The sequence below is a fragment of the Nocardioides pyridinolyticus genome, assembly GCF_054653575.1.
The window spans coordinates 50899-75784 of sequence record NZ_BAAIFY010000018.1 but is presented as its reverse complement, the minus strand read 5'-3'; the positions used below and the strand labels follow the sequence as shown (position 1 = coordinate 75784).

The following is a 24886-nucleotide window of genomic DNA, read 5'->3' as shown; positions in this document are numbered from 1 at the left end:
GACTACCAGATCCGGACCCGGTCGGCCGGGTCGATCCAGAGCCCGTCGCCCTCGGTCGTGGCGAAGACGTCGTGGAACTCGTCGAGGTTGCGCACGATGTTCGCCCGGAACTCCGGCGGGCTGTGCGGGTCGATGGTGAGGTACTGGAGGTCCTGCTCCTTGCGGCGCTTGGTCCGCCAGCAGTAGGCCCAGTTGAGGAACAGCTTCTGCCGGTCCTCGACGCTCGCCTCGCCGCCGCGGGCGATGAGGTACGCCGTGTGGCCGATGGTCAGGCCGCCGAGGTCGCCGATGTTCTCACCGACGGTGAGGGCGCCGTTGACCCGCTCGCCCGGCAGGTTCCGCGGCTCGAAGCCGTCGTACTGCTCGATGAGCGCCTTCGACTTGAGCTCGAAGGCCTTCTTGTCGGCCGCCGTCCACCAGTCGTTGAGGTTGCCGGCGCCGTCGTACTGCGCGCCCTGGTCGTCGAAGCCGTGGCCGATCTCGTGGCCGATGACCGCGCCGATGCCGCCGTAGTTCTCGGCCTCCTCGGCGTCCGGGGAGAAGAACGGCTTCTGGAGGATGCCGGCGGGGAAGCAGATCTCGTTGGTGCCGGGGTTGTAGTAGGCGTTGACCGTCTGCGGCAGCATGAACCACTCGTCGCGGTCGACCGGCGCGCCGATCTTCGCGAGCTGGCGGTCGGTCTCGAACGCCGAGGCCGCGGCGACGTTGCCGAGCAGGTCGTCGCGGCTGACCTGGAGCCGGGAGTAGTCGCGGAACTTCTCCGGGTAGCCGATCTTCGGGCGGAACGTCTCGAGCTTCTCGTAGGCCCGCTGCTTGGTCTCCTCGGTCATCCAGTCGAGCTTCTCGATGGAGACGCGGTACGCCGCGAGCAGGTTCGCGACCAGCTCGTCCATCATCGCCTTGGAGTGCGGCGGGAAGTGCCGCGCGACGTACTCCTTGCCCACCGCCTCGCCCATCGCGCCCTCGACGAGCGCCACGCCGCGCTTCCAGCGGGCGCGCAGCTCGGGGGTGCCGTTGAGGGTGCGGCCGTAGAAGTCGAAGTTGGTCTCGACGAAGTCGTCGGTGAGGTAGGCCGCGGCCGAGCGCAGGACGTGGGCGAGCAGCCACTGCCGCCAGTCGTCGAGCGGGACCTCGTCGAGGACCCCGGAGAGGTGGCTGAAGAACGACGGCTGCCGCACGCACACCTCGGCGAGCGTCTCGTCGCTCCCGCCGAGGTTCGTGACGTAGGCGTCCCAGTCGAAGGACGGGCAGAGCTCGACGAGCTCGGCCCGGGTCATCAGGTTGTAGGTCTTCTGGACGTCGCGGGTCTCGGCGCGCTCCCAGTGGCCGGCGGCGATCGAGGTGTCGATGGCGAGCACGGTCGCGGCCGCGCCGTCGGCGTCGTCGTGGCCGGCCAGCGTGAAGAGGCGGGTCAGGTAGGCGACGTACTTGTCGCGGACCTCGGCGAACTTCTCGTCGCGGTAGTACGACTCGTCGGGCAGGCCGAGCCCGCCCTGGAGCAGGTTGAAGAGGTAGCGGTCGGAGTTCTTGGAGTCGGTGTCGACGTAGGAGCCGAACAGCCCGTGCCCGCCGATCCGCTCGAACTCACCGAGGAAGGCGGCGAGGTCGCGGACGTCGCGGAGCCCCTCGACCGCGTTGACCAGCGGCTGGATCGGCCGGGTGCCCCGGGCGTTGACGGCGTCCTCGTCCATGAACGACGCGAACAGGTCCCCGATCTTGCGGGCGTCGTCGTCGACGTCCTCGCCGGCGGCGACCCTGGAGGCGAGGTCCTCGATGATCTGGTGGACGTGCTCCTCCGCCGCGTCGGCGAGCTGCACGAACGGGCCCCAGCTCGAGCGGTCCGACGGGATCTCGGTCTCGTCGAGCCAGCGACCGTTGACGTGGCCGAAGAGGTCGTCCTGCGGGCGGATCTCGGGGTTCATGCCCTCCCGGGCATCGGCGAGCGTCGTCACCCTGCGACCCTAGCCGCACCCGCCAGCCGCGGACACGGTCCTTTCGCGCAGGGCGAACGGGGCGGATCGCCTACCGCACGCGGACGACGGACTTCCCGAGCGTCGTGCGGGCCTCCATGCCGAGCAGCGCCTGCGCGAACTCGTCGAAGGCGTACGTCGCGCCGATCGGCGGCTTCACGACGCCCGACTCGAGCATCGGCAGCAGCTCGGCCCACTGCTCCTGCATGAAGCCGGGCCGGACCATCGCGTAGGCGCCCCAGCCGACGCCCCGGACGTCGACGTTGTTGAGCAGCAGCCGGTTCACCTTGACCTCCGGGATGCCCTGGCCGGCGGCGAAGCCGACGACGAGCAGCCGGCCCTGCGGCGCGAGGCTGCGGAGGGAGTCGGTGAAGGCGTCGCCGCCGACGACGTCGACGACCACGTCGACGCCCCGCCCGCCGGTCAGGTCCTTCACCGCGTCCTTGAACCCGTCGAGCAGGACGGCCTCGTCGGCGCCCGCGGCCGCGGCGACCTCGGCCTTCTCCGGGGTGCTGACGACGGCGATGGTGCGGGCGCCGTAACCCTTCGCGACCTGGATCGACGCGGTGCCGACGCCGCCGGCCGCGCCGTGCACGAGCACGGTCTCGCCCTTCCGGAGCTGCCCGCGCTCGGCGAGCGCGAACTGCGCGGTCAGGTAGTTCATCGGCAGGGCCGCGCCCTCGTCGAACGACACGTGGTCGGGCAGCGCGAAGGTGAACATGGCCGGGTTCGCGACGAGCTCTCCCGCACCGCCGTACGCTCCGACGCCGGCGACGCGCTGGCCGGGCTCGAAGCCCTCCGGCCCGGAGACGACCACCCCGGCGAAGTCGACGCCGAGCGTGAACGGCGGCTCCGGCTTGAGCTGGTACTCCCCCCTGCTCAGCAGCAGGTCGGGGAACGAGACGCCGACGCTGTGCACCTCCACGAGCACGTCGTCCGCGCCCGGCGTGGGCTCGGGGACGTCGCGGAGGACGACGTCGGCGGGACCGGTGGTGTCGAGGACCTGGGCTGCGCGCATGGGGGTGACGCTATCGGGGTGGGCTACCGGGGCTGCACCAGCTCGTTCATCTCGAAGTGCATCGGGTCGGTCCAAGCCCAGTCGCCTCCCCAGGCGAAGCCCCAGCTCTTGAAGATCGCGACGACGTCGCGGTCGATCTCGCCGACGGTGCCGCGCTGGTTGCCCGCGACGTTGAGGTCGAGCGCGAGGCCGAAGGCGTGGTTGGAGAGCGTGGTCGAGCCGGCGATGAAGCGGGGGTAGTAGCAGCCGGCGTACTGCCCCGGGTCGATCTCCGAGGCGAGGCCGCGGCTGACGACCTCCTCGAGCGCCGCGCGTAGCTGCGGGAACATCAGCTTGTTGCAGGTGATGGTGCCGAGGATCGGCACCGCCTCGGTGCTGATGTGCGTGCGCACCCACGCCGGGTCGGGCGCGATCCGGCCCCCCTCGAGGACGGTGTACCGGTAGACGCCGACCGCGTCGGCGACGGTGCCGACGACGACCGCGGTCTGCACGGCACCGGGGTCGAGCCCCTCGCGGGCGACGACGTCGGTCATCTGCACCGAGGCGTCGGTGCCGCGCAGGATCCGCTCGATCGGCTTGCGCAGCGTGTCGGGTGCTTTGCCGCCCGTGCGGATGAGCAGCGCGTTGCCCTCGGTCATCCCCTCCAGATCAGCGATCCACGTCTCGTTGACGACGGCGTCGACCAGCCAGGACTGCTGGGCGTAGGCGCCGACGTGGATCGCCGGTGCCCCCTGGGCGCTACCGAGCGTGAGGAAGTCCTGGGCGTCGAGCGGGGCGCGCTTCTCGAGCGACGGCCTCAGCGCGACCTCACCGTCCGCGACCCGCGCCCAGACCTCGGTGGCCTCGGCGTGGGTGAGGTCGGTGACCCAGTTGCGGTAGCTGTCGACGTCGACGGCAGCGACGCGCAGTGCCCGGTTCTCGATCGGCACCGTCGCCAGCGAGATCTGCTCGACCCCGTTGACGCCCTCGAGTGCCCGGACCTCCTGCAGCGCGTCCTCGGGGATCGTCTCCGATCCGTTCACCACGATGTCGGCCGGGCCCCACGCGCCCGTGCGCCGACCGGGCGGGTCGACCGCGTGCGCCGGGTCGAGCGCGGGCGCGGCCGTCTGCCCGCTGGAGGCCGGCGTCGTTCCCGGGTCGCCGGGCCCCGGCTCCTCGGCCTGGGGGCTGCCGCTGCACGCGGACGTCAGCAGCACGGCCGTCGCCAGTGCCGCCGTGCCGATCGCGCGCCCCAGTCGCATGGAAAGCCCTCCCCGGCTCAGGGTACGTCTACCCCGGACGCCCCCGGGTCAGGCCTCCCGCTGACCTGTCACTTCTGGTCGCTCCGCCACCCTTGACCTGTCAGTCGTGGTCGCCGGGGGCGACCAGAACTGACAGGTCGACCGCATGACGGGTACCAGAGCTGACAGGTCAGCCGGCGCGCCGGCGCTTGATCTCCGCGTTGATCGCCGGGACGATCTCGTGCAGGTCGCCGATGACGGCGTGGGTGGCACGGGTGACCATCGGCGCCTCGGCGTCGGTGTTGATCGCGAGGATGTTCTTCGCCGTCGAGCAGCCGGCCCAGTGCTGGATGGCGCCGCTGATGCCGCACGGGATGTAGAGGTCGGGCGAGATCCGGGAGCCGGTCTGCCCGACCTGCTCATGGTGCGGCCGCCAGCCGAGCGAGGTGACGACGCGCGAGACGCCGAGCGAGGCGTGCAGGAGCTCGGTCAGCTCCAGCAGGTCCTCGAAGCCGTCGGACGAGCCGGCGCCGCGGCCAGCCCCGACGACGACCTTGGCCGACTTCAGCGAGCCGGACAGGTCGGGCTCCGGCTCCTCCGTGGAGACGACGCGGGCGACCAGGTCGGCCTCGGCCACCTCGGGCGTCTCCACGACGAGCTCGCCAGCTCCGGAGGCGTCGGCGGGCGCCGCCTCGACCGCGTGCCCGGCGACGCTGAACACCGCCGGCCGAGCCGACAGCTGCATCTCCTCGAGCGCCGCGCCCCCCACCACCTGGCGGGTGACGACGAACGGCGAGAGACCGCTGAACGACAGCACGTTCGCCGCCATGGGTACGCCGGCGCGCGCGGCCACGTGGGCCATCACCTCGTTCCCGCGCGGGGTGCCGGCCGCCATCACGACGACCGCGCCGGCCTTCTCGCGGACCGACAGCAGCCCGGACGCCCACGCCGCGCCGGAGAACGCCTCGAAGGCGGAGCCGGTCAGCGCGTGGACCCGGCGCACGCCGTACTCGCTCAGGAGGGCGACGAGCTCGGGGGACGGCGTGCCGAGGACGACCGCGTCGACCGGGACGCCGCCGCCCTCAGCCGAGAGCGTGCGGGCGAAGGTGACCGCCTCGCGCGACACCTCGATGGCCTCGCCGGAGAGCGAGGTCTCCACCAGGACCAGGATCATCGGGACAGCACCCCCAGCTGCTCGAACAGGTCGACCACGGCCGGTGCCGCCTCCGGGCCCTTGCCCAGGATCTGCACCGACGACGGCGCCGGCGGAGGCAGCAGCAGCCGCACCCGCCCGGGACCGGCCGGCGCCGCGGTCGGCTGCCGCTCGTCGATCGGCACCTTCTTGGCCTTCATCCGGCCGGGGACGGTCGGGTAGCGGGGTGCGACCCCGCCCTCGAGCACGGTGACGACGGCGGGCAGCGGCACCCGATAGGTCTCGTGCCCGTCGGGGCCGGCCCCGCTCGCCGTGACCACGCCGTCGGCGACGGAGACGTTCGCGACCCCGTTCACCACGGGCCAGCCCAGCTCGTAGGCGAGCCGGACGCCGACCTGGAAGTCGCCGCTGTCGGCGGCGTCGTTGCCCAGCAGCACCAGGTCGTGGCCCTGGTCGCGGACCACCGCGGCGATCTCGCGCGCCACGTCGGCGGGGCCGAAGGTCTGTGGGTCGGCGACGACGTGCGTGGCCGCCTCACAGCCCACGGCCAGGGCAGCGCGCAGCTGCTCGACCGCGTCCGCGTCGCCGAGGGTCATGACGTGAGCCCCGCCGATCTGCACGGCCAGCTCGACCGCGCACTCCTCGTGCGCGCTCATCGTGAAGCCGGCGTACCGCCCGTCGACGCCCTGGCCGTCCTCGGTCAGGACGACCTCGCTGGACGAGTCGACGACCCGCTTCACGCAGACCAGGACGGACATCAGCGAATCCGCTCGTTGGCCGGGTCGAGCAGCGGCGTCGCGTCGACCGAGGCGACGGTGACCGGGTAGAGCTCCTCCATGTAGGACACGGCGAGCTCGTTGCCGATCGTCGCCTCCTCCGGCGGCAGGTAGGCCAGCAGCAGGTGCTTGCCCAGCGAGGGCGCGGAGCCGGCGGTCGTCACGTAGGGGTGGTGGCCGTGCCCGTCGGTCAGCGTGCCGCCGTCCCGGCGCAGGATCGGCTCGCCGCCGAGCATGTAGCGCTTCACGCCGGACGCGGAGGTGTGGTCCTCGACCACGAGCGTGCAGAGCACCGCCTTCGGGTCGGCCTCGCGCTGCGCGAGGTACGCCTCGCGCCCGACGAAGTCCGCCGCCTTGACCTTGGGCCGCTGCATGCCGGCCTCGACGATCGACCGCTCGGCGTCGAGCTCGTAGCCGAACGCGCGGTAGCCCTTCTCGATCCGGCCGGTCGTGCCGTACACGCCGATGCCCACGGGGACGGCGCCGTGCGCGGCGCCGGCCTCGAGCAGCGTGTCCCAGAGCGTGGCGGCGTCGTCGGCCCCGACGTAGAGCTCCCAGCCGAGCTCGCCGACGTAGGAGATCCGGGACGCCAGCACCGGCGTGCCCTTGACCTGGACCTCGCGGCAGGTGAGGAACCCGAAACCGCCGTCGGAGACGTCCTCGGACGTCAGCCCGGCGAGGATGTCGCGCGCTCGCGGTCCCCAGAGGCCGATGGTCACGACGTCGTCGGTGCGGTCGGTCAGCGAGGTGCCCGCGGGCACGTGGCGCCCGAACCACTGGCGGTCGGCCGGCCCGTGCGCCGCGCCGGTGACCACGCGGAAGTGGTCCTCGCCCAGCCGCATCACGGTCAGGTCGGACTTGAAGCCGCCGGCCGCGTCGAGCACCGGCGTGTAGATCACCTTGCCCACGGGGACGTCGCACTGCGCGACGCACGTGGTCTGCACGGCCTCGAGCGCACCGGGGCCGACGATGTCGAAGATCTCGAACGCCGACAGGTCGATCACCCCCGCGGCCTCGCGCATGCGGAGGTGCTCGGCGTTGATGATCGGGCTCCACCAGCGGGAGTCCCACTCGTGCTCGCGCGGCATCACCGCATCGCCGTACTCCTCGAGGAGGCCGGCGTTGGACTCGTACCAGTGCGGGCGCTCCCAGCCGCCGGTCTCGAAGAAGACCGCGCCGAGCTTCCTCTGCGACTCGTTCATCGGCGAGAGCCGCTGGTCCCGGTCGGACTCGTACTGCTCGGCCGGGTGGACGATCCCGTAGGTCTTGATGAACGACTCGGTGGTGCGCAGGCGGGTGTGCTCGCGGCGCAGCTGGTGCGGGTGGAACCGCGCGATGTCGCTGTGGCTCACGTCGATCTCGGAGTGGCCGCGGACCATCCACTCCGCGACCGCACGCCCGACGCCCGGGCCCTCCTTGATCCAGACCGCGGAGGCGGTCCAGAGGCCCTGGACGTGGCTCTCGCCGAGGATCGGCCAGCCGTCGCAGGTCAGCGAGAGGAGGCCGTTGATCGCGTAGCGCATCTCCGCGCCCTCGGCGCCGAGCAGCTCGGGCATCAGCTCGTAGGCCTGCTCGAGCTGCGGGTCGAAGTCGTCGGAGGTGAACGGCATCTCGGTCGGCGACAGCTTCGCCTGCTCGATCGAGGGGATGTCCTCCGGCTCGTGGAGGATCGCGCGGTGCGCGTAGGAGCCGACCTCCATGTCGGCGCCGTGTTGGCGCTCGTAGCAGAAGGTGTCCATGTCCCGGATGATCGGGAAGGAGATCTCGCCCTCCCTCTCGGCCAGCTGCGGGCACGGCCCGACGCTGATCATCTGGTGCACCGCGGGGGTCAACGGGATGGAGACGCCCGCCATGTCGCCGATCTTGGGGCTCCAGACGCCGCAGGCGATGACGACGTACTCGGCCTCGATGTCGCCGCCGTCGGTGCGGACCCGCCGGATGCGGCCCTCCTCGACGTCGAGGCCGGTCACCTCGACGTTGGGAACGACGGTCAGCGCCCCGGACTCGAGTGCGCTCTCGCGCATGATGGTGCCGGCCCGCAGGGAGTCGACCACGCCCACGCTCGGCGTCCAGAAGGCGCCGATGAACTGGTCCTCCTCGATGAAGGGCACCTTCTCCTTCACGAAGGACGGCTCGACGAGGTGCGCCTCGATGCCCCACGCCTTCGCGCTCGACATGCGCCGGCGCAGCTCCTCCATCCGCGCTGGCGTCCGGGCGATCTCGAAGCCGCCGGACTCGGTGAAGACGCCCATCTCCTTGTACTGGCGCATCGAGTCGAGCGTCAGGTCCGTGATCTCGCGCGAGTGGTCCACGGGGAAGATGAAGTTGGAGGCGTGCCCGGTGGAGCCGCCCGGGTTGGGGAGCGGGCCCTTGTCCAACTGCACGATGTCGCGCCAGCCGAGCTGCGCCAGGTGGTGGACGAGGCTGTTGCCGACGATGCCGGCGCCGATGACGACGACCTTGGCCGAGGTGGGGACGGTGGCCATGCGAGCTCTCCGGTCTATCTCCGATGGTTGCGTGATACGCAACGCAATGCGTCATACGAAACTAGGTCAAGGATCACCCGAGCCCGGCCGAGAGGTCAACCCCTCGGCCGGGTTCAGGCGATCGTCGGGAGCGGGCGGCTCAGCCGAGCCAGGCGTCGACCTTGTCCTGGTTGTCGGCGATCCACTTGGCCGCCGCCTCTTCGGGCGACATCTTGTCGCTGGTGATGTAGGCCGCGACCTGGTTCTGGTCGTCGTTGGTCCAGGTGAAGTTCTTGACCAGGTCGACACCGGGGCCGCCCTCGTCGACCCACGAGGTCGACACGATCTTCTTCAGCGGCGTCTCCGGGTAGTCGCAGTCGGCCTTGGCCGGGTCGTTCTGGCAGCCGTCCTCGTACGGCGGCAGCGCGACCTTCTCCATCGGCACCTCGGCGTGGATGTACTGCGGCTCCCAGAAGTAGCCGATCAGCCACTCCTTGTTCTCCTGCGCCTTCTCGAAGGCGCCGATCGTGGCCGCCTCGCCGCCCGAGAACACGACCTGGAAGTCGAGCCCGAGGTTGCTGATGATCGCCTCGTCGAACTGGACGTACGACGGGTCGGAGCCGAGGAACTGGCCCTGGCCGCCGGACTCGGAGGTGGCGAACTCGCTGGCGAACTGGTTGAGGCCCTCCCACTCGAGGACCTCCGGGTGCTCCTCGGCCAGCCAGCCGGGGACGTACCAGCCGATGATGCCGACGTTGCCGTTCTCGCCGAAGTCCATCGCGCTGCCGTCACCGGAGCCCTCGAAGAACTTCTTCTCCAGGTCCGGGTGGCCCCAGTCCTCGATCACGACGTCGACCTCGCCGGTGCCGAAGCCCTGCCAGGAGACGTCCTCCTTGAGGTCCTTGTAGTTGACGGTGCAGCCGATCGACTCCGCGACCGTGCCGACGACGTAGGCACTGGCCTCGTAGCCGACCCACGGGTTGACCGCCATGTTGAGCTCGCCGCAGTCGCCACCCGCCTCGGAGGCGGCCGCCTCGTTGGCCTCGGTCTCCTCCTCGATCGAGCCGCTGTCGCCGCAGCCCGCCAGGACGAGCGTCGCGCACGCCGCGACGGCCGCCAGCCTTCCGATCCTCTTCCGCATTGCATCTCCTCCGTCGTCGCGTGTGCGATCTCTTGTTGTTGTCCGAGACGTCGGCCCTCAGCCCGCGGCGCGCCACCGGGGACGCTTGGTGGGGTCGCGGGTGACGGCCTGCTGGCTCGCGGCGGCCCGGCAGATGCGGTCGACCATGATGCCGAGCAGCACGATGCTGATGCCCGCCGCGGCGCCCTTGCCCCACTCCTCCGAGCGGGAGAAGCCGAGGACGACGTCGTAGCCCAGCGCGCCCGCGCCGACCATGCCGCCGATGACCGCCATCGACAGCACGTAGAGCAGGCCCTGGTTGGCCGCGAGCACCAGGGAGCCGCGGGCCATCGGCAGCTGCACCTTGGTGATCTCCTGCCAGGAGGTCGCGCCCGTGGAGCGAGAGGCCTCGATCGTGCTGGCGGAGACGCCCTTCACCCCATCGGCGACGAGCTTGATGGCCACCGGGGCCGCGTAGATGATGCCGGCGGCGATCGCGGTGAAGCGGGTGACGTCGAAGAGCGCCAGCATCGGGATCAGGTAGACGAACGGCGGGATCGTCTGGCCGGTGTCCAGCAGCGGCCGCAGGACGAGGTCGACGCGCCGCCGGCGGGCCATCCACACGCCGAAGACCACCGCGAGGACCATGACCAGGACGGTGCCGACCAGCGTCATCGAGAGCGTGACCATCGCATCGTGCCACAGGCCGAAGAAGCGCAGGCCGGCCAGGCAGATGACGGTGGGCACGACCGCGCGCAGCCCGCCGAGGACCGCGGCGAGCAGGAGGATCGCGATCGCCGTGACGTACCACGGCGACTCCGCGAGCAGTTCCTGGAACGGGTTCAGCAGCCCGGCGGAGACCACGTCCTTGAACCACTCCGTCGCGCCCGAGACCGCGTCGGTGAACCGCTCGCTGAAGTCGTCGACCCAGCCCGCGAGCGTCGGGCCCCAATCGGTCTCCGGGAACTCCGCGAGCTTGATGTAGGTCCGCGAGACGTAGACGCAGACCAGCGCGACGACGCCGGTGACCACCAGGACGATCCGGCGCAGCCGCAGGTCGACCTGGCCGCGGGCCGCCTTCTCCGAGGCCTCGCTGGCGGCGGTCGTGGAGCGGTCGAGCATGACCGCCATGACGACGATGAGCATGCCGGGCACGAAGGCACCGCCCACATCACTCCGCTCCAGCGCATTGAGGACCGGCTGGCCGAGGCCCGGCCCGTCGACGATCGCCGCCAGCGTGGCCATCGAGAGTGCCGCCATGATCGTCTGGTTGAGCCCCACCACGATGGTCTTGCGGGCCATCGGCAGCTGCACCTTGCGCAGCCGCTGGAACGGCGTCTGGCCGGCGGCGTTCGTCGCCTCGATCGTCGTGGTCGACACGTTGCGGATGCCGAAGCCGGCGATCCGGATGAGCGGCGGGAGCGCATAGACGAAGGTGCACACGACGGCCGCCGAGGCGCCGATGCCGAAGAACAGCACGATCGGCAGCAGGTACACGAACGTCGGCATCGTCTGGAGGATGTCGAGGACCGTGTTGATCGTGCCGACGACCCACGGCCGGCGCGTGGTGCCCAGCCACACCGCGAGCGGGAGTCCGATCAGCACGACGACCGCCACCGCGACGAACGTGACGATGAGCAGGTCCATCGAGTCCGACCAGAAGCCGAAGAGCCCGAAGGAGAGGAACGACGCGGCGACGAGGACCGCGATCCGCCAGCCCGCGGCCGCCAGGCCGACCCAGGTCGCGATCGCGACCACGCCGAGCCAGCCGATCTGCGGGACCGGCCGCGGCAGGTCGGCGATCGAGATCAGCCGCTGCACCCGGCCGACGACGTCGGTGAACCAGGCGCCGAGGTCGTAGGTGAACTGGATGATCGGGTTGGTGTCGCGGCTCGCGAGCACCGCGTCGCGGAAGTCGGTCAGCTGCTGCTGGACGTCGGTGTGCTCTCGCACCGGGATCTCGAGGGTGTCGGTCCCCTTGGTGAACGCCCAGACCACGATCCAGCCACCGACGACGACCAGCGCCCATCCCCACCTCGGGAGCGAGAACGGCTCGCCGGCGGCCGGCTGCTCCGGCCTCTCCTGCTCCGGTGGCCGTTCCGGGGCGAGCGTCGCGGCCATCAGACGTGCGCCTCTTCCTCGGCGACCACCACGCGGAGGATGGCGTCGTCGTCGACGATGCCGACCAGCTCCCCGTCGTCGACCACCCGCACCGGGTGCTCGGAGGCGAGCGCCGCCTGGGCGGCCTTGCGCACGATCGTGTCGGAGCTCATCACCGGCCCCTCGGACGAGTCGTCCGGGCGCGGCTCGCGCATCACCCACTTGAGCGTGAGCACGTGCGAGCGCGGAACGTCGGAGGTGAAGTCCTTGACGTAGTCGTCGGCCGGTGCGCCGACCACGTCATCCGGCGTACCGATCTGGACGAGCGCGCCGTCGCGCATGATGAGGATCCGGTCCCCGAGCTTCAACGCCTCCTGGAGGTCGTGGGTGATGAAGACCATGGTCTTGCCGAGCTCGTGGTGCAGGCGGATGACCTCGTTCTGCATGTCCCGGCGGATCAGCGGGTCCAGCGCGGAGAACGGCTCGTCGAAGAGCAGCAGCGACGGGTCGTTGGCCAGAGCGCGGGCCAGGCCGACGCGCTGCTGCATGCCGCCGGAGAGCTGGTCGGGGTACGACGTCTCGTAGCCGGACAGGCCGACCAGGTCCACGATCTCCGCGGCCTTGGCGCGACGCTCCTTGCGTCCGACCCCGCGGACCTCGAGCCCGTAGGCCACGTTGTCGATCACCTGGCGATGCGGCAGCAGGCCGAAGTGCTGGAACACCATCGAGGCATGGGAGCGCCGCAGCTCGCGCAGCTCGCTCTCGCTCGCCTTGGTGATGTCGTGGCCGTCGATGACCACCTCACCGGCGGTCGGCTCGATCAACCGGGTGAGGCAGCGCACCAGGGTCGACTTGCCCGAGCCGGACAGGCCCATGACCACGAACACCTCGCCGGGGGCGACGTCGAAGGACACGTCGCGGACGCCGACGACGCAGCCGGTCTTCTCCTTCAGGTCCGCGCGCGACAGCTCCGCGTCCGGCGTACCGACGATCCTCTCGGCCCCGCGGCCGAAGATCTTCCAGAGGTTCTTCACGGAGAGGGCGGCGTCACTCATGAGGACTCCTCGGGATAGAGCGGCATGCCGTCGCGGTACCGGTAGTACGGCACGTCGGCGGGCGGGAGCGGCGTGTTGCCGGCGATGAGGTCCGCGGCCTTCTCGGCGACCATCATCACGGGGGCATAGATGTTGCCGTTGGTGACGTAGGGGAAGACCGAGGCGTCGACGACGCGCAGTCCCTCGACGCCGTGCACCCTCATCGAGCCGGGGTCGACGACGGACGTCTCGTCGATGCCCATCTTCGCCGTGCAGGAGGGGTGCAGCGCGGTCTCGGCGTCGGCGCGGACCCAGCCGAGGATCTGCTCGTCGGTCTCGACGTCCTTGCCGGGCGAGAGCTCGCCGTCGTTGTACGGCGCGAACGCGGGCTGGTTGAGGATGCCGCGCGCGACCCGGACCGCCTCGACCCACTCGCGGCGGTCGTTCGGGGTCGAGAGGTAGTTGAAGAGGATCGACGGGTGCTGCTTCGGGTCGCGGCTGCGGATCTTCACGTGGCCGCGGGTGTCGGCGTACATCGGCCCGATGTGCACCTGGTAGCCGTGACCCTCCGTCGGCGCGGAGCCGTCGTACCGGATCGCGACCGGCAGGAAGTGGAACATCAGGTTCGGGTAGTCGACGTCCTCGTTGCTCCGGCAGAAGCCGCCGCCCTCGAAGTGGTTGGTCGCGCCGAGCCCGCGGCGGTGGACCAGCCACTGGTAGCCGATGCCCGGGCGCTTGCGCCACCGCAGGCCCGGCGCGATCGAGACCGGCTGCTTGGAGGCGTACTGGATGTAGACCTCGAGGTGGTCCTGTGCGTTGGCGCCGACGCCGGGGAGGTGGTGCACGAGGGGGATGCCGTGCTGCTTCAGCAGCGCCTCGTCGCCGACCCCGGAGAGCTGGAGCAGCTGCGGGCTGTTGATCGCGCCGCCGCAGAGGATCACCTCGCCGGCGCGGGCGGTACGCCGCCGACCGGCCCGGGTGTAGTCGACCCCGGTCGCGCGCTTGCCCTCGAAGGTGACGCCGGTGACGAAGGCCAGCGTCTCCACCCGGAGGTTCTTCCGGTCCCTGACCGGGTGGAGGTAGGCCCGGGCGGCGGAGAGGCGGCGGCCGCGGTGCAGGTTGCGGTCGAACCTCGCGAAGCCCTCCTGGCGGTAGCCGTTGACGTCGTCGGTCAGCGGGTAGCCCGCCTCCTGGACGGCCTCGAAGAACGCGGTGAACAGCGGGTTGTCGGCCGGCCCTCGCTCGAGGACGAGCGGCCCGTCGCCCCCGCGCCAGGCGTCGGCTCCGGCGAGGCAGGTCTCCATCTTCTTGAAGTAGGGCAGGCAGTGGAGGTAGTCCCACTCCTTCATCCCCGGGTCGGCGGCCCACCGCTCGTAGTCCATCGGGTTACCGCGCTGGAAGATCATCCCGTTGATCGAGGAGGAGCCACCGAGGACCTTGCCGCGGGCGTGGAACACGCGCCGGCCGCCCAGGTTGGGCTCGGGATCGGTCTCGTACTTCCAGTCATAGAGCCGGTTCCCGATCGGGAAGGGCAGGGCCGCCGGCATGTGGATGAACGGGTCGATCCGGAAGTCCGAGCGACCGGCCTCGAGCACCAGGACCGAGGTGCCGGGGTCGGCGGAGAGCCGGTTCGCGAGCGCGCACCCCGCCGAGCCGCCACCCACGATGACGTAGTCGTACCGGTCCGCGCGTGCGCTCACCCCTGGAACCACCTCTGCTCGGCGGGACGGACGTTGTGCCAGACGTGCTTGGTCTCGCGGTACTCCTCGAGGCCCGCTTGCCCGAGCTCGCGGCCGATCCCGGACTGCTTGTAGCCGCCCCACTCGGCCTGCGGCACGTACGGGTGGTAGTCGTTGATCCAGACCGTCCCCATCCGCAGCCGGCCCGCGACCCGCTGGCCCTTGCCCGCGTCCTGGGTCCACACGGCACCGGCCAGGCCGTAGATCGAGTCGTTGGCGATCCGCACCGCGTCGTCCTCGTCGCGGAAGGTCTCGACGGTCAGCACCGGGCCGAACGACTCGTCCTGCACGATCGACATGTCACTGCGACAGCCGTCGAGGATCGTCGGCAGGTAGTAGAAGCCGTCGGCGAGCGTGGGGTCGTCCGGGCGGCGGCCGCCGCTGCGCAGGACGGCGCCCTCGGCGAGCCCGCGGGCGACGTACGCCTCGACCTTGTCGCGGTGGGCGGCGCTGGTGAGCGGGCCGGTCTCGGCCTTGTCGTCGAACGGCCCGCCGAGGCGGATCAGCTCGGCGCGCGCGACCAGCCGGTCGACGAACGCGTCGTGGATCTCGTCCTGGACGAGCAGCCGCGCGCCGGCCGAGCAGACCTGGCCGGAGTGCAGGAAGACCGCGGTGAGCGCGAAGTCCAGGGCGACGTCGAGGTCGGCGTCGGCGAACACGATGTTGGGGTTCTTGCCGCCGAGCTCGAGCGCGACCCGCTTCACGGTGGCCGACGCCGCCGCCATCAGGGCGCGGCCGGTGGCCAGGCCTCCGGTGAAGGACACCAGGTCGACGCGGGGGTCGGTCGCCAGCGGCGCGCCCGCGGTCGGGCCGGCGCCGAGCACGAGGTTGCCGACGCCCGCGGGCAGCCCGGCCTCCTCGAGCAGCCGCATCAGGTGGATCGCGGTGTGCGGCGTGAGCTCGCTCGGCTTGAGCACGAACGTGTTGCCGGCGGCCAGGCACGGCGCGACCTTCCACGAGGTCTGGAGGAGCGGGTAGTTCCACGGGGTGATCAGGCCGCAGACGCCGACGGGGTCGTGCACGATCCGGCTGACGACGTCGGCGTTGCCGGTGTCGACCATCCGGCCGGCCTCCTCGGCGGCGACCCGGCCGTAGTGGCGGAACACTGCGGCGACGTCGGCCATGTCGTACTGGCTCTCGACGAAGCGCTTGCCGGTGTCGAGCGACTCGAGCCGGGCGAGCACGTCGGCGTCGCGGTCGATCAGGTCGGCGACCGTCAGCAGCAGGTCGCCCCGGTCGCGTGCCGGCCGCAGCGGCCAGGAGCCCTGGTGGAACGCGCGGTGCGCCGCGGAGATCGCCCGCTCGGTGTCCTCGGCGGTGGCCTCGTCGACCTCGGCGACGAGCGAGCCGTCGGCCGGGCATCGGATCTCGCGGCGCGCTCCACCCAGCGCGCTCGTCCACGCGCCATCGAGGTAGAGCTCTGCCACCTGACCCACTCCCTGCGCGGGTCCGTCGTTGCGTATGACGCAACATGCTTCTCTCCGCGCAACTGGTTGTCAGTGCTGAGAATGCTGCGGGGTGCTCCGGTCGTCAAGCAGAACGCCCGAGTTGTGACTCAGCGGTGACCCCAGCCGAGGCGGTGCGAGACCTCGGCGGCGGCCTCGACGAGGAGGTCGAGCACCTCGGCGACCCGGCCCTCGGGCAGCCGGAACGTCGGACCGGAGACGCTCATCGAGGCGACCACGTCGCCGTGCGCGTTGCGGATCGGCGCCGCCACGGCGGTCAGCCCCTCCTCCAGCTCGTCGACCGCGACGGCGTACCCCTGCTCGCGGACGACCGCGAGCTCCTCGCGCAGCTTCGCCCTGGTCGTGATGGTCAGGGCGGTGTAGCGCGACAGCGTGCCGAGCACCTCGGTCACCCGCTTGTCGTCCAGGCCACTGAGCAGGACCTTGCCGTTGCTGGTCGCGTGCAGCGGGATGTGCTGGCCGACCCAGTTGTGCGGCTGGAGCGCCGAGGAGCCGGCGACCTGGTCCAGGTAGAGCGCCGAGCTCTCGGAGAGGACGGCGATGTTGACGGTCTCGCCCGTGTCGGCGGCCAGCTGCCGGCAGACCGGGCGCGCCTCCTGCACCAGGTCGAGCCGCGCGGTGGTCGCGCCGGCGAGGCGCAGCACGCCGACGCCGAGCCGGTAGCGGCCGCGCTCGGTGGTCTGCTCGACCAGGCGGTGCGACTCCAGCGTGCTGACCAGCCGGAACGCCGTACTCTTGTGGACGTCGAGCTCGCCGGCGATCTCGGTGACCCCGGCCTCACCGAGGCGCGCGAGCACCTCCAGGATGGTCAGCGCCCGGTCGACCGACTGGACGCTGGCGCTCGCGTCGTTCACGATGGCGACAGTAGCGGAGAATTGTTGCGTATCGCAGTGTCGAGTTTCGGCTTGCGCAACGCCCGACCCGAAGGTGAACCGTGCCCTCTCTCGCCCCACCCACCATCGCGGCGGGTGACTTCGTGCTCATCCTGTCCTGTCCCGACCGGCCCGGCATCGTGCACTCCGTGTCCGGCTTCCTGGTGGCGCAGGGCGGCAACATCCTCGAGAGCCAGCAGTTCGGCGACCGGCTCAGCGGCCAGTTCTTCATGCGCATCGACTTCACGGTCCCCGGCGAGGCGACCGCGGAGGGCCTGCGCGCCGCCTTCGCCGACGTGGCCGCCGAGTTCGAGATGCGCTTCGAGCTGTGGGACGCGCGGTCGCCGTACCGGACCCTGATCATGGTGTCCAAGCACCTGCACTGCCTCAACGACCTGCTGTTCCGCGCCAGCACCGGCTCGCTCCAGATCGACGTGCCCGTCGTGGTGTCGAACCACCCGGACGCCGGCGAGATGGTGCGGTCCTACGGCGTCCCGTTCGAGCACGTGCCGGTCACGCCCGACACCAAGCCGCAGGCCGAGGCGCGGCTGCTCGAGCTGGTCAAGGAGCACGACGTCCACCTCGTCGTGCTGGCCCGCTACATGCAGGTGCTGTCCGACGACCTGTGCCGTGCGCTGTCCGGGCGCGCCATCAACATCCACCACTCGTTCCTGCCGAGCTTCAAGGGCGCCAAGCCGTACCACCAGGCCTTCGACCGCGGCGTGAAGCTCGTCGGCGCCACCGCCCACTACGTCACCGCCGACCTCGACGAGGGCCCGATCATCGAGCAGGACGTGATGCGCGTCGACCACACCTACGACCAGGACGCGATGGTCGGCGCCGGCCGCGACGTCGAGGCCCAGGTGCTCTCCCGTGCGGTCCGGTGGCACTCGCAGTCGCGGGTGCTGCTCAACGGGTCGCGGACGGTGGTCTTCCGCTAGGGGTCAGACCGACCAGAGGATCGCGTCGGTGACGATCGTCGCCGGCGTGCCGAGGTCGCGCAGCTCCGGATGCCGGCCCATCAGCTCGGCGTAGGCGACGGACCGCGCCGCACGGGACGTGGCTGCCTGTGCCACCTCGATCGGCCGGTCCTGCAGGAGCGTCATGCGCACCGGTTCCCAAAAGTCCGAATCACGAACCCGGCGAAGCTGATCCTGTCTGGACCGCCCCGGTCGCCGAGTCGGCGTCAGGCGGACCAGAGCACGAACTCGGCCGCCACGTCGGCCGGGGAGTGGACGCCCCAGAGGTCGGGGCGGCGGTCCAGCAGCTCGGCGAGGACCTGGGCCCGGTGGACGGCCCGGCGCTGACGGATCCGGTCGAGCTGATCGAGGTCGTCGAGCCGGTCGGTGCGGTCGTTCTGCGGTGCGGTCATCTCCGGCCTCCCGATCTCGTCGCGTGTCGTTCGAGGACGAGTACCCGACCGGCCCCGGCGTAGGCGGCGAACACGGCCGGGAGCAGCACGAAGCTCTCGGTCAGCGCCAGCGCGCCGACGAGGAGCGCCCCGCTCCACAGCAGGACCCGCGTGCTGCCCACGCGGTAAGTCTTAGCGACCTACTCCACTTCAGTCACCCAGCTCGGCGCGCCGGCGCACGACGTAGGCCTCGAGCTCCTCGCGGATCGCGTCGTCGAGCGGCGGCTGCTCGTACTCCTCGAGTTTCTGCCGGTAGATCTCGCCCGCCCGGGCGGCGGTGTCCTTGGCGCCGCCCCGCATCCAGCGCTCGTAGTTCTCCGACGAGGAGAGGAACGGGCGGTAGAAGCAGGTCCGGAACCGCTCCATCGTGTGCATCGCGCCGAGGAAGTGCCCGCCGTGGCCGACCTCCTGGTGCGCGTCGAAGGCCAGCGAGGCCTCGTCGATCTCCAGCGGCGTGAACTCATGCTGGAGCATCTGCACGAGCTCGCAGTCGATGACGAACTTCTCGTAGCCCGACACCAGGCCGCCCTCGAGCCAGCCGGCGGAGTGCATCACCCAGTTGGCGCCGGCGAGGAACGTCGGCAGCAGCGTCATCATCGCCTCGTAGCCGGCCTGCGCGTCCGGCACCTGCGAGGACGTGAGCCCGCCGCCGGTGCGGAACGGCAGCCCGAAGTGCCGCGCGATCTGGCCGGTGCAGAGCAGGCCGATCCCGGACTCCGGCGTACCGAACGTCGGCGAGCCCGACTGCATGTCGATGTTGGACAGGAACGACCCGAACACGACGGGGCAGCCCGGCCGGATGAGCTGGGAGAGCGCGATGCCCGACAGCGCCTCGGCCATCTGCTGCACCAGCGCGGCCGGGATCGTCACCGGCGACATCGCGCCCATGAGGATGAACGGGGTCAGGACGACGGGCTGGTTGGCCGCGGAGTACTCGAACTGCGCCTCCAGCATCCGGTCGTCCCACCGCAGCGGGCTGTTGCAGTTGATCAGCGAGATCAGCGCGGGCGTCTCCTCGATCGCCTCACGGGAGCCGAAGAGGATCTCGGTCATCGCGATGGTGTCGCGCGCGTTGACGCCGGACACGACGTTGCCCATGTAGATCTTGTCGGTCAGCGTCTGGAGCGCGTAGGTCATGTCGAGGTGCCGGCTGTCCAGCGGGGTGTCGTTCGGCTCGGTGACCACGCCACCGGCGGAGTCGAGCACGCCGAAGGACTGCGCCAGCTTCGCGAAGTTCCGGAAGTCCTCCATGGTGCCGTCGCGGCGGACCGCGCCGTCGCGGACGAACGGCGGGCCGTAGACCGCGCCGAAGGCCATCGCGTCACCGCCGATGTGCACCGAGTTGTCGGGGTTGCGCGCCTGGAGGTCGAACTCCCGGGGCGCCTTCGCGACCTGCTCGAGCACGAAGTCCGGGTCCAGGAAGACCTTCTCGTCCTCCACCCGTTGCCCCGCCGCGGCGAACAGGTCCCGGGCCCGGGGGTCCATGAACTCCACGCCGATCTCGCTGACCAGCCGGCGCCAGCCGCCGTCGAGCGTCGCCATCGCCTCCTCGGACAGCACCTCGTATCGCGGCATCCGGTTGCGGAACATCGGCCCTCCTGCCTAACCTCATCATGTGGGACCAGCGTTCCATAACATGGAACAGGACGGAAGGTCATGGCAGAACCCAGCACCGGCACCCAGGCGGTCGACCGAGCGGCCCAGCTCGTGGCGACGGTCGTGCACGCCAGCGAGCCGTTGACCTTCGCGGACCTCCAGGAGGCCAGCGGCCTCGCGAAGTCGACGACCTCGCGGATGCTGGCCGCCCTCGAGCGCGCCGACCTGCTCGAGCGCGACCGCGACGGGTCGTACGTCGCCGGCAGCCTGTTCTGGCTGTACGCCGCCCGGCACGACCCCTGGGAGGAGCTGGTCCGCCTCGCCCGACCGGCGATGGAGCGCATCGGCGAGGAGACCGGCGAGACCGTCCACCTCTCGGTGACCCGCGGGGAGAAGGTCGTGCAGGTCGCGCAGGTCGACAGCCGCTACCTGCTCGGCACCCGCGACTGGACCGAGATCGAGGTCCCCGCGCACACCTCCGCGCTGGGCAAGGTGTTCTTCGCGTGGGGCGCGCTGCCGCTCCCGGACGGCCCGTTGGAGGCCCTCACCCCGCAGACGATCACCGACGCCGACGCCCTCCGCAGCGACGGTGCCCGCACCCGCAAGCGCGGCTGGGCGATCACCGACGGCGAGCTGGAGATCGGCCTCACCGGCGTAGCCGTCCCCGTGCACGGCTCCCGCGGCGACGTGGTCGCCGCCCTGGGCATCTCCGGCCCCACCCCTCGACTCGAGGACCGCCTCGACCAGCTCGGCACCAACCTGTCGTCCCATGCCGCGCAGCTGTCCACGCTGCTGCGCGGCCGAGCACCCAAGGAGGGTGTGGCATGACCCCAGAGGAGATCCTGCAAGGGCTCTACGACGAGACCCTGGTCGGCAACGCACCGCGCGTGCTGGAGCTGACCGAGGAGGGGCTGACGCTCGACATGGAGCCCCAGACCCTGCTCTTCGACGCGCTCATCCCCTCGCTCGAGGAGGTCGGCGCCCGCTTCGAGCGCGGCGACTTCTTCGTGCCCGAGATGCTCATCGCCGGCCGCGCGATGGCCGGCGCGATGGAGCGGCTGCGCCCGCTGCTCGCCGAGACCGGCGTCGAGACCGTCGGCAAGTTCCTCATGGGCACGGTCAAGGGCGACGTCCACGACATCGGCAAGAACCTCGTCAACATCATGCTCGAGGGCGCCGGCTTCGAGGTGATCGACCTCGGCGTGCAGGTCGCGCCGGAGAAGTTCGTCGCCGCGATCGAGGAGCACCAGCCCGACATCGTCGGCTTCTCGGCGTTCCTCACCACGACGATGCCGATGTTCAAGGCCAACATCAACGCGCTCGAGAAGGCCGGCCTGCGCAACCAGGTCGTCGTCATGGTCGGCGGGGCCCCGGTCACGCAGGAGTACGCCGACGCGGTCGGCGCCGACGGGTACGCCGCCGACGCCTCCGCCACCGTCAAGAAGGCCAAGGCCCTCCTCGACGAGCGCCGGGCCAAGGTGCCTGCATGACCCTCCACACCGTCCTCCGCTCGGCGACCAAGGAGGTCGTGCTCGGGCACGACCAGCGGTTCTGCCTGATCGGCGAGCGGATCAACCCGACCGGCCGGCGGATCTTCCAGGAGCAGCTCCGCGCCGGCGACATGTCCGCGATCGAGAAGGACGTCATCGCCCAGGTCGAGGGGGGCGCCGACGTCCTCGACGTCAACATGGGCGTCCCGCTCACCGACGAGCCCGAGCTGCTGGCGAAGGCGATCCAGCTCGTCCAGTCGCTGACCGACCTGCCGATCTGCATCGACTCCTCAGTGGTCGAGGCGCTCGAGGCCGGCCTGTCGGTCTACCAGGGCCGGGCGCTGGTCAACTCGGTCACCGCCGAGGACGACCGCCTCGCGGCGATCCTGCCGCTGGTGAAGAAGTACGACGCCGCGATCATCGCGCTGCCCAACGACCACGACGAGATCCCGATGGAGGCCGACAAGCGCGTCGACCTCACCGGCAAGATCATCCGGGTCGCGACCGAGGAGTACGGCATCGCCCAGGCCGACATCGTGATCGACCCGCTGGCCATGCCGATCGGCGCGGACACCGGCACCTCGCTCGTCACCTTCGAGACGATGCGCCGGATCCGCGACGAGTTCGGCGTGAACATGACCTGCGGCGCGTCGAACACCTCCTTCGGCATGCCCGACCGGCACACGCTCGGCGCCGCGTGGCTGCCGATGGCCATGACCGCCGGCCTGACCAGCGCGATCATGGACACCCGCACGCCGCAGATCGTCGAGGCGGTCAAGGCCGCCGACGTGTTCCTGGACCACGACGACTGGGGCATGGCCTGGATCTCCGCCCACCGGGCGAAGGCGGCCGCGACGGCATGAGCACCGCGTGACCGACGAACTGCCCGACGTCGACCTGGACGCGTTCCGGCGCGAGGGGCTGCTGCCCACACCCGGGGCCGAGCCGGCGCAGCACGACGGGACCGGCCGGGTCGAGCTGTCGTTCACGGTCCGCGACACCGACCCGGAGCGCACCGCGCACCGCCAGGTGCGGGTGCCGCCGGGCGTCACCGTCTTCGACTCCGCGTCGTGGAACGGCATCGCGATCGACTCGACCTGCGGCGGCCACGGCACCTGCCACAAGTGCAAGGTGCGCATCGACGGACCGAGCCCCATCACGCGGCACGACGTGAAGACGTTCAGCCGCGAGCAGCTCGACGCCGGCTGGCGGCTGGCGTGCCTGGTCAACGCGACCCGCAACCTGGCCGTCGACGTGCCCCCGCTGACCACCCGGCCCAAGGCCGCGACCGTGGGCGTGGGCCGGCAGGTGATCCTGCGGCCGGCGATCCAGAAGCGGTACGTCGAGCTCGACGAGCCGACCCTCACCGACCAGCGCACCGACCTGGTCCGACTGCTCGAGGCGATCGACGACCTCGAGCCGACCGCCGACCTGCACGTGCTGCGCCGCCTGCCCACCGTGCTCCGGCAGGCGGACTTCAAGGTGACCGCGGTGGTCGTCGACGAGGCCCTGGTCGACGTCGAGCCCGGCGACACCACGAAGCAGCAGTACGCCGTCGCCTTCGACCTCGGCACCACCACCGTGGTCGCGACGCTGCTCGACGTCGGCACCGGCACGCCGGTCGCGGTGGCCTCGATGCTCAACCGGCAGCAGCCGTTCGGCGGCGACGTGATCACCCGGATCAGCGCGACGATGATGGACCCGACCGCGCTCGACCGGCTCCGGGTCGCGGCCCAGGAGACGCTGGCGACCCTGGCCGCGCAGGTCTGCGCCGAGGGGGACGTCGACCCGGCTCACGTCTACGAGGTCGCGCTCGCCGGCAACGCGACGATGACCGCGCTCGTGCTGGGCATCGACCCCGAGCCGCTCGGCGTCGCGCCGTTCGTCATGTCGGCGGCGCAGCCGCCCGACCTGCTCGCCATCGAGCTGGGCCTGACCCTGCACCCGGGCGCGCGGGTCACGCTGTTCCCGGCCCTCGGCGCCTACGTCGGGGGCGACATCGTCGCGGGCATGCTCGCGACCGGGATGGACCGTGACAAGCGCACCCGGCTGTTCATCGACGTCGGCACCAACTGCGAGATCGTCGTCAGCGACGGCGACCGGATCCTCTCCACCGCGGCTCCGGCCGGCCCCGCGTTCGAGGGCGGCGCGATCCGGTGTGGGATGCGGGCGGCGGACGGCGCCATCGAGGTGGTGAAGATGGGCGAGGACGTCGAGGTCGGCGTCATCGGCGACGTGGAGCCGAAGGGGCTCTGCGGGTCCGGCCTGGTCGACGCGGTCGCGGAGCTGGTGAAGGTCGGGCTGCTCGAGGCGTCCGGGCGGTACGTCGCCGACGAGGTCGCCAAGGAGGTCGCGCCCTCGCTCGCCGACCGGCTCACGACGCTCTCCAACTCCAAGGGGGCACAGGAGCGCGTCTTCGTCCTGCACCGGCCCACGCCCGACGCCGAGCCCGAGGACTGCGTGGTGCTGTCGCAGCGCGACGTGCGCGAGCTCCAGTTCGCCAAGGCCGCGATCTCGACCGGGTGGACGCTGCTGCTCGAGGAGCTCGGCCTCGAGCACCGCGACGTGCAGCAGGTGCTGCTCGCCGGGTCGTTCGGGTCCTACCTCTCCGCGGCCTCCGCCGTCCGGATCGGCCTGGTGCCGAAGCTGCCGGTCCTGCGCATCGTCGCCGCCGGCAACGTCGCGGGCGAGGGCGCGAAGATGGCGCTGCTCTCGGTGCGCGAGCGCGCGGGGGCGCAGGCGCTGCTGGAGGAGGTGACGTATGTCGAGCTCTCCGACCGCGCCGACTTCAACGACCGCTTCGTCGACCAGCTCGGCTTCTGACTCGGGCCGGCAGCGGGTCGTCCTCGTCGCCTGCGGCGCGATCGCCCAGCCCTGCAAGGAGATCGTCGCCCGCCACGGCTGGCCGGTCGACGTCCACCCGCTGCCGCCGCTGCTGCACAACCAGCCCCAGCTGATCGCGGGCGAGGTACGTCGTCTGGCGACCGAGCTGCGGCCGGCGTACTCCTCCGTGGTGGTCGGCTACGCCGACTGCGGCACGTACGGCGCCCTCGACTCGGTGTGCGAGGAGCTCGGGCTGGAGCGGCTGCCCGGGCTGCACTGCTACGACCTCTACGCGGGCGCGTCGCGGATCGAGAGGTTCTTCGACGAGCAGCCGGGCACCTACCTGCTCACCGACTTCCTCGTGCGGTCGTTCGCGCGCACGGTCGAGCAGGAGCTCGGCCTCGACCGCTGGCCGGAGCTGCGCGACGCGTACTTCGGCCACTACACCCGCGTCGTCTGGCTGGCCCAGGCCCCGGACGACGAGCTGCGCCGGCTGGCCGCCGAGGCCGCCGGGCGGATCGGGCTGCCGCTGACCGTGGTCGAGACCGGCGACGCTCGTCTGGAGGACGCGCTGCGCCGCACCGTCGTCGGATGACGCATCCCCGGGTCCGCCAGACCGCGATCGACTCCCCC

General features: G+C 71.2%; 22 protein-coding genes. 6 read left to right on the top strand and 16 right to left on the bottom strand.

The features are described 5' to 3' along the window. Nucleotides 1-2: 2 nt before the first annotated feature. From ACYQ0U_RS15765 to ACYQ0U_RS15710, 12 genes are all read right to left on the bottom strand, one after another. Nucleotides 3-1922 carry a M13 family metallopeptidase gene (locus ACYQ0U_RS15765; RefSeq protein ID WP_459974614.1) on the bottom strand — a complete coding sequence of 640 codons (1920 nt, stop codon included), beginning with the start codon at nt 1920-1922 and terminating at the stop codon, nt 3-5. A gap of 100 nt (nt 1923-2022) precedes the next feature. Continuing rightward, nucleotides 2023-2988, bottom strand: a complete 966-nt coding sequence (locus ACYQ0U_RS15760) for an NADPH:quinone oxidoreductase family protein (protein ID WP_459974572.1) — start codon at nt 2986-2988, stop codon at nt 2023-2025. Between the two features lie 23 nt (nt 2989-3011). Continuing rightward, on the bottom strand, nt 3012-4229 hold the full coding sequence (locus ACYQ0U_RS15755; RefSeq protein ID WP_459974570.1) for a M15 family metallopeptidase: 1218 nt from the start codon (nt 4227-4229) through the stop codon (nt 3012-3014). A 169-nt stretch (nt 4230-4398) separates the two neighbouring features. Next, entirely contained in the window at nt 4399-5382 is a 984-nt protein-coding gene (locus ACYQ0U_RS15750; RefSeq protein ID WP_459974568.1) for an electron transfer flavoprotein subunit alpha/FixB family protein, read from the bottom strand. Continuing rightward, the gene (locus tag ACYQ0U_RS15745) at nt 5379-6119 is read right to left on the bottom strand and encodes an electron transfer flavoprotein subunit beta/FixA family protein (protein WP_459974566.1); all 741 of its coding nucleotides are present in this window, start codon (nt 6117-6119) and stop codon (nt 5379-5381) included. The genes ACYQ0U_RS15750 and ACYQ0U_RS15745 overlap by 4 nt, the downstream gene beginning before the upstream one ends. Then, nucleotides 6119-8623: a GcvT family protein gene (locus tag ACYQ0U_RS15740; protein ID WP_459974563.1), complete on the bottom strand. Its 2505-nt coding sequence runs from the start codon at nt 8621-8623 to the stop codon at nt 6119-6121. The genes ACYQ0U_RS15745 and ACYQ0U_RS15740 overlap by 1 nt, the downstream gene beginning before the upstream one ends. Nucleotides 8624-8762: 139 nt before the next feature. Beyond that, nucleotides 8763-9743 carry an ABC transporter substrate-binding protein gene (locus tag ACYQ0U_RS15735; RefSeq protein ID WP_459974561.1) on the bottom strand — a complete coding sequence of 327 codons (981 nt, stop codon included), beginning with the start codon at nt 9741-9743 and terminating at the stop codon, nt 8763-8765. Between the two features lie 57 nt (nt 9744-9800). After that, nucleotides 9801-11843, bottom strand: coding sequence for an ABC transporter permease (locus tag ACYQ0U_RS15730; protein ID WP_459974559.1), 2043 nt, complete (start codon nt 11841-11843; stop codon nt 9801-9803). Next, complete coding sequence (locus tag ACYQ0U_RS15725) at nt 11843-12877, bottom strand: quaternary amine ABC transporter ATP-binding protein (RefSeq protein ID WP_459974557.1); 1035 nt, start codon at nt 12875-12877, stop codon at nt 11843-11845. Before ACYQ0U_RS15725 ends, ACYQ0U_RS15730 begins: the two co-directional genes overlap by 1 nt. Continuing rightward, on the bottom strand, nt 12874-14556 hold the full coding sequence (gene betA, locus ACYQ0U_RS15720; RefSeq protein WP_459974555.1) for a choline dehydrogenase: 1683 nt from the start codon (nt 14554-14556) through the stop codon (nt 12874-12876). The genes ACYQ0U_RS15725 and betA overlap by 4 nt, the downstream gene beginning before the upstream one ends. Beyond that, nucleotides 14553-16022, bottom strand: coding sequence for an aldehyde dehydrogenase family protein (locus tag ACYQ0U_RS15715; protein WP_459974553.1), 1470 nt, complete (start codon nt 16020-16022; stop codon nt 14553-14555). Before ACYQ0U_RS15715 ends, betA begins: the two co-directional genes overlap by 4 nt. A 128-nt stretch (nt 16023-16150) precedes the next feature. After that, nucleotides 16151-16915 (bottom strand): IclR family transcriptional regulator, encoded by a 765-nt coding sequence (locus tag ACYQ0U_RS15710; protein ID WP_459974551.1) that lies wholly within the window; start codon nt 16913-16915, stop codon nt 16151-16153. A gap of 80 nt (nt 16916-16995) precedes the next feature. On the opposite strand from ACYQ0U_RS15710, the gene purU reads away from it, so the two are divergent. After that, nucleotides 16996-17874, top strand: a complete 879-nt coding sequence (purU, locus tag ACYQ0U_RS15705; protein WP_459974549.1) for a formyltetrahydrofolate deformylase — start codon at nt 16996-16998, stop codon at nt 17872-17874. A gap of 3 nt (nt 17875-17877) precedes the next feature. On the opposite strand, the gene ACYQ0U_RS15700 is transcribed toward purU, so the two are convergent. From ACYQ0U_RS15700 to ACYQ0U_RS15685, 4 genes are all read right to left on the bottom strand, one after another. Beyond that, a complete protein-coding gene (locus ACYQ0U_RS15700; protein WP_459974547.1) occupies nt 17878-18039 on the bottom strand; it encodes a hypothetical protein in 162 nt (53 codons plus the stop codon). Between the two features lie 80 nt (nt 18040-18119). Continuing rightward, the gene (locus ACYQ0U_RS15695; RefSeq protein WP_459974545.1) at nt 18120-18305 is read right to left on the bottom strand and encodes a hypothetical protein; all 186 of its coding nucleotides are present in this window, start codon (nt 18303-18305) and stop codon (nt 18120-18122) included. Next, a complete protein-coding gene (locus ACYQ0U_RS15690) occupies nt 18302-18466 on the bottom strand; it encodes a hypothetical protein (protein WP_459974543.1) in 165 nt (54 codons plus the stop codon). Before ACYQ0U_RS15690 ends, ACYQ0U_RS15695 begins: the two co-directional genes overlap by 4 nt. A gap of 28 nt (nt 18467-18494) precedes the next feature. Further along, a complete protein-coding gene (locus ACYQ0U_RS15685; RefSeq protein WP_459974541.1) occupies nt 18495-19934 on the bottom strand; it encodes a trimethylamine methyltransferase family protein in 1440 nt (479 codons plus the stop codon). A 66-nt stretch (nt 19935-20000) separates the two neighbouring features. Between ACYQ0U_RS15685 and ACYQ0U_RS15680 the strand changes: the two genes are divergently transcribed. The 5 genes from ACYQ0U_RS15680 to ACYQ0U_RS15660 are packed head-to-tail and all read left to right on the top strand — an operon-like array spanning nt 20001 to nt 24848. Beyond that, complete coding sequence (locus ACYQ0U_RS15680) at nt 20001-20768, top strand: IclR family transcriptional regulator (RefSeq protein WP_459974539.1); 768 nt, start codon at nt 20001-20003, stop codon at nt 20766-20768. Next, on the top strand, nt 20765-21430 hold the full coding sequence (locus ACYQ0U_RS15675; protein ID WP_459974537.1) for a corrinoid protein: 666 nt from the start codon (nt 20765-20767) through the stop codon (nt 21428-21430). Before ACYQ0U_RS15680 ends, ACYQ0U_RS15675 begins: the two co-directional genes overlap by 4 nt. Next, complete coding sequence (locus ACYQ0U_RS15670) at nt 21427-22293, top strand: dihydropteroate synthase (protein ID WP_459974535.1); 867 nt, start codon at nt 21427-21429, stop codon at nt 22291-22293. The genes ACYQ0U_RS15675 and ACYQ0U_RS15670 overlap by 4 nt, the downstream gene beginning before the upstream one ends. A 7-nt stretch (nt 22294-22300) precedes the next feature. Continuing rightward, nucleotides 22301-24253 (top strand): ASKHA domain-containing protein, encoded by a 1953-nt coding sequence (locus ACYQ0U_RS15665; protein ID WP_459974533.1) that lies wholly within the window; start codon nt 22301-22303, stop codon nt 24251-24253. Beyond that, complete coding sequence (locus tag ACYQ0U_RS15660) at nt 24192-24848, top strand: DUF1638 domain-containing protein (RefSeq protein ID WP_459974531.1); 657 nt, start codon at nt 24192-24194, stop codon at nt 24846-24848. Before ACYQ0U_RS15665 ends, ACYQ0U_RS15660 begins: the two co-directional genes overlap by 62 nt. The last annotated feature ends 38 nt before the right edge of the window (nt 24849-24886 follow it).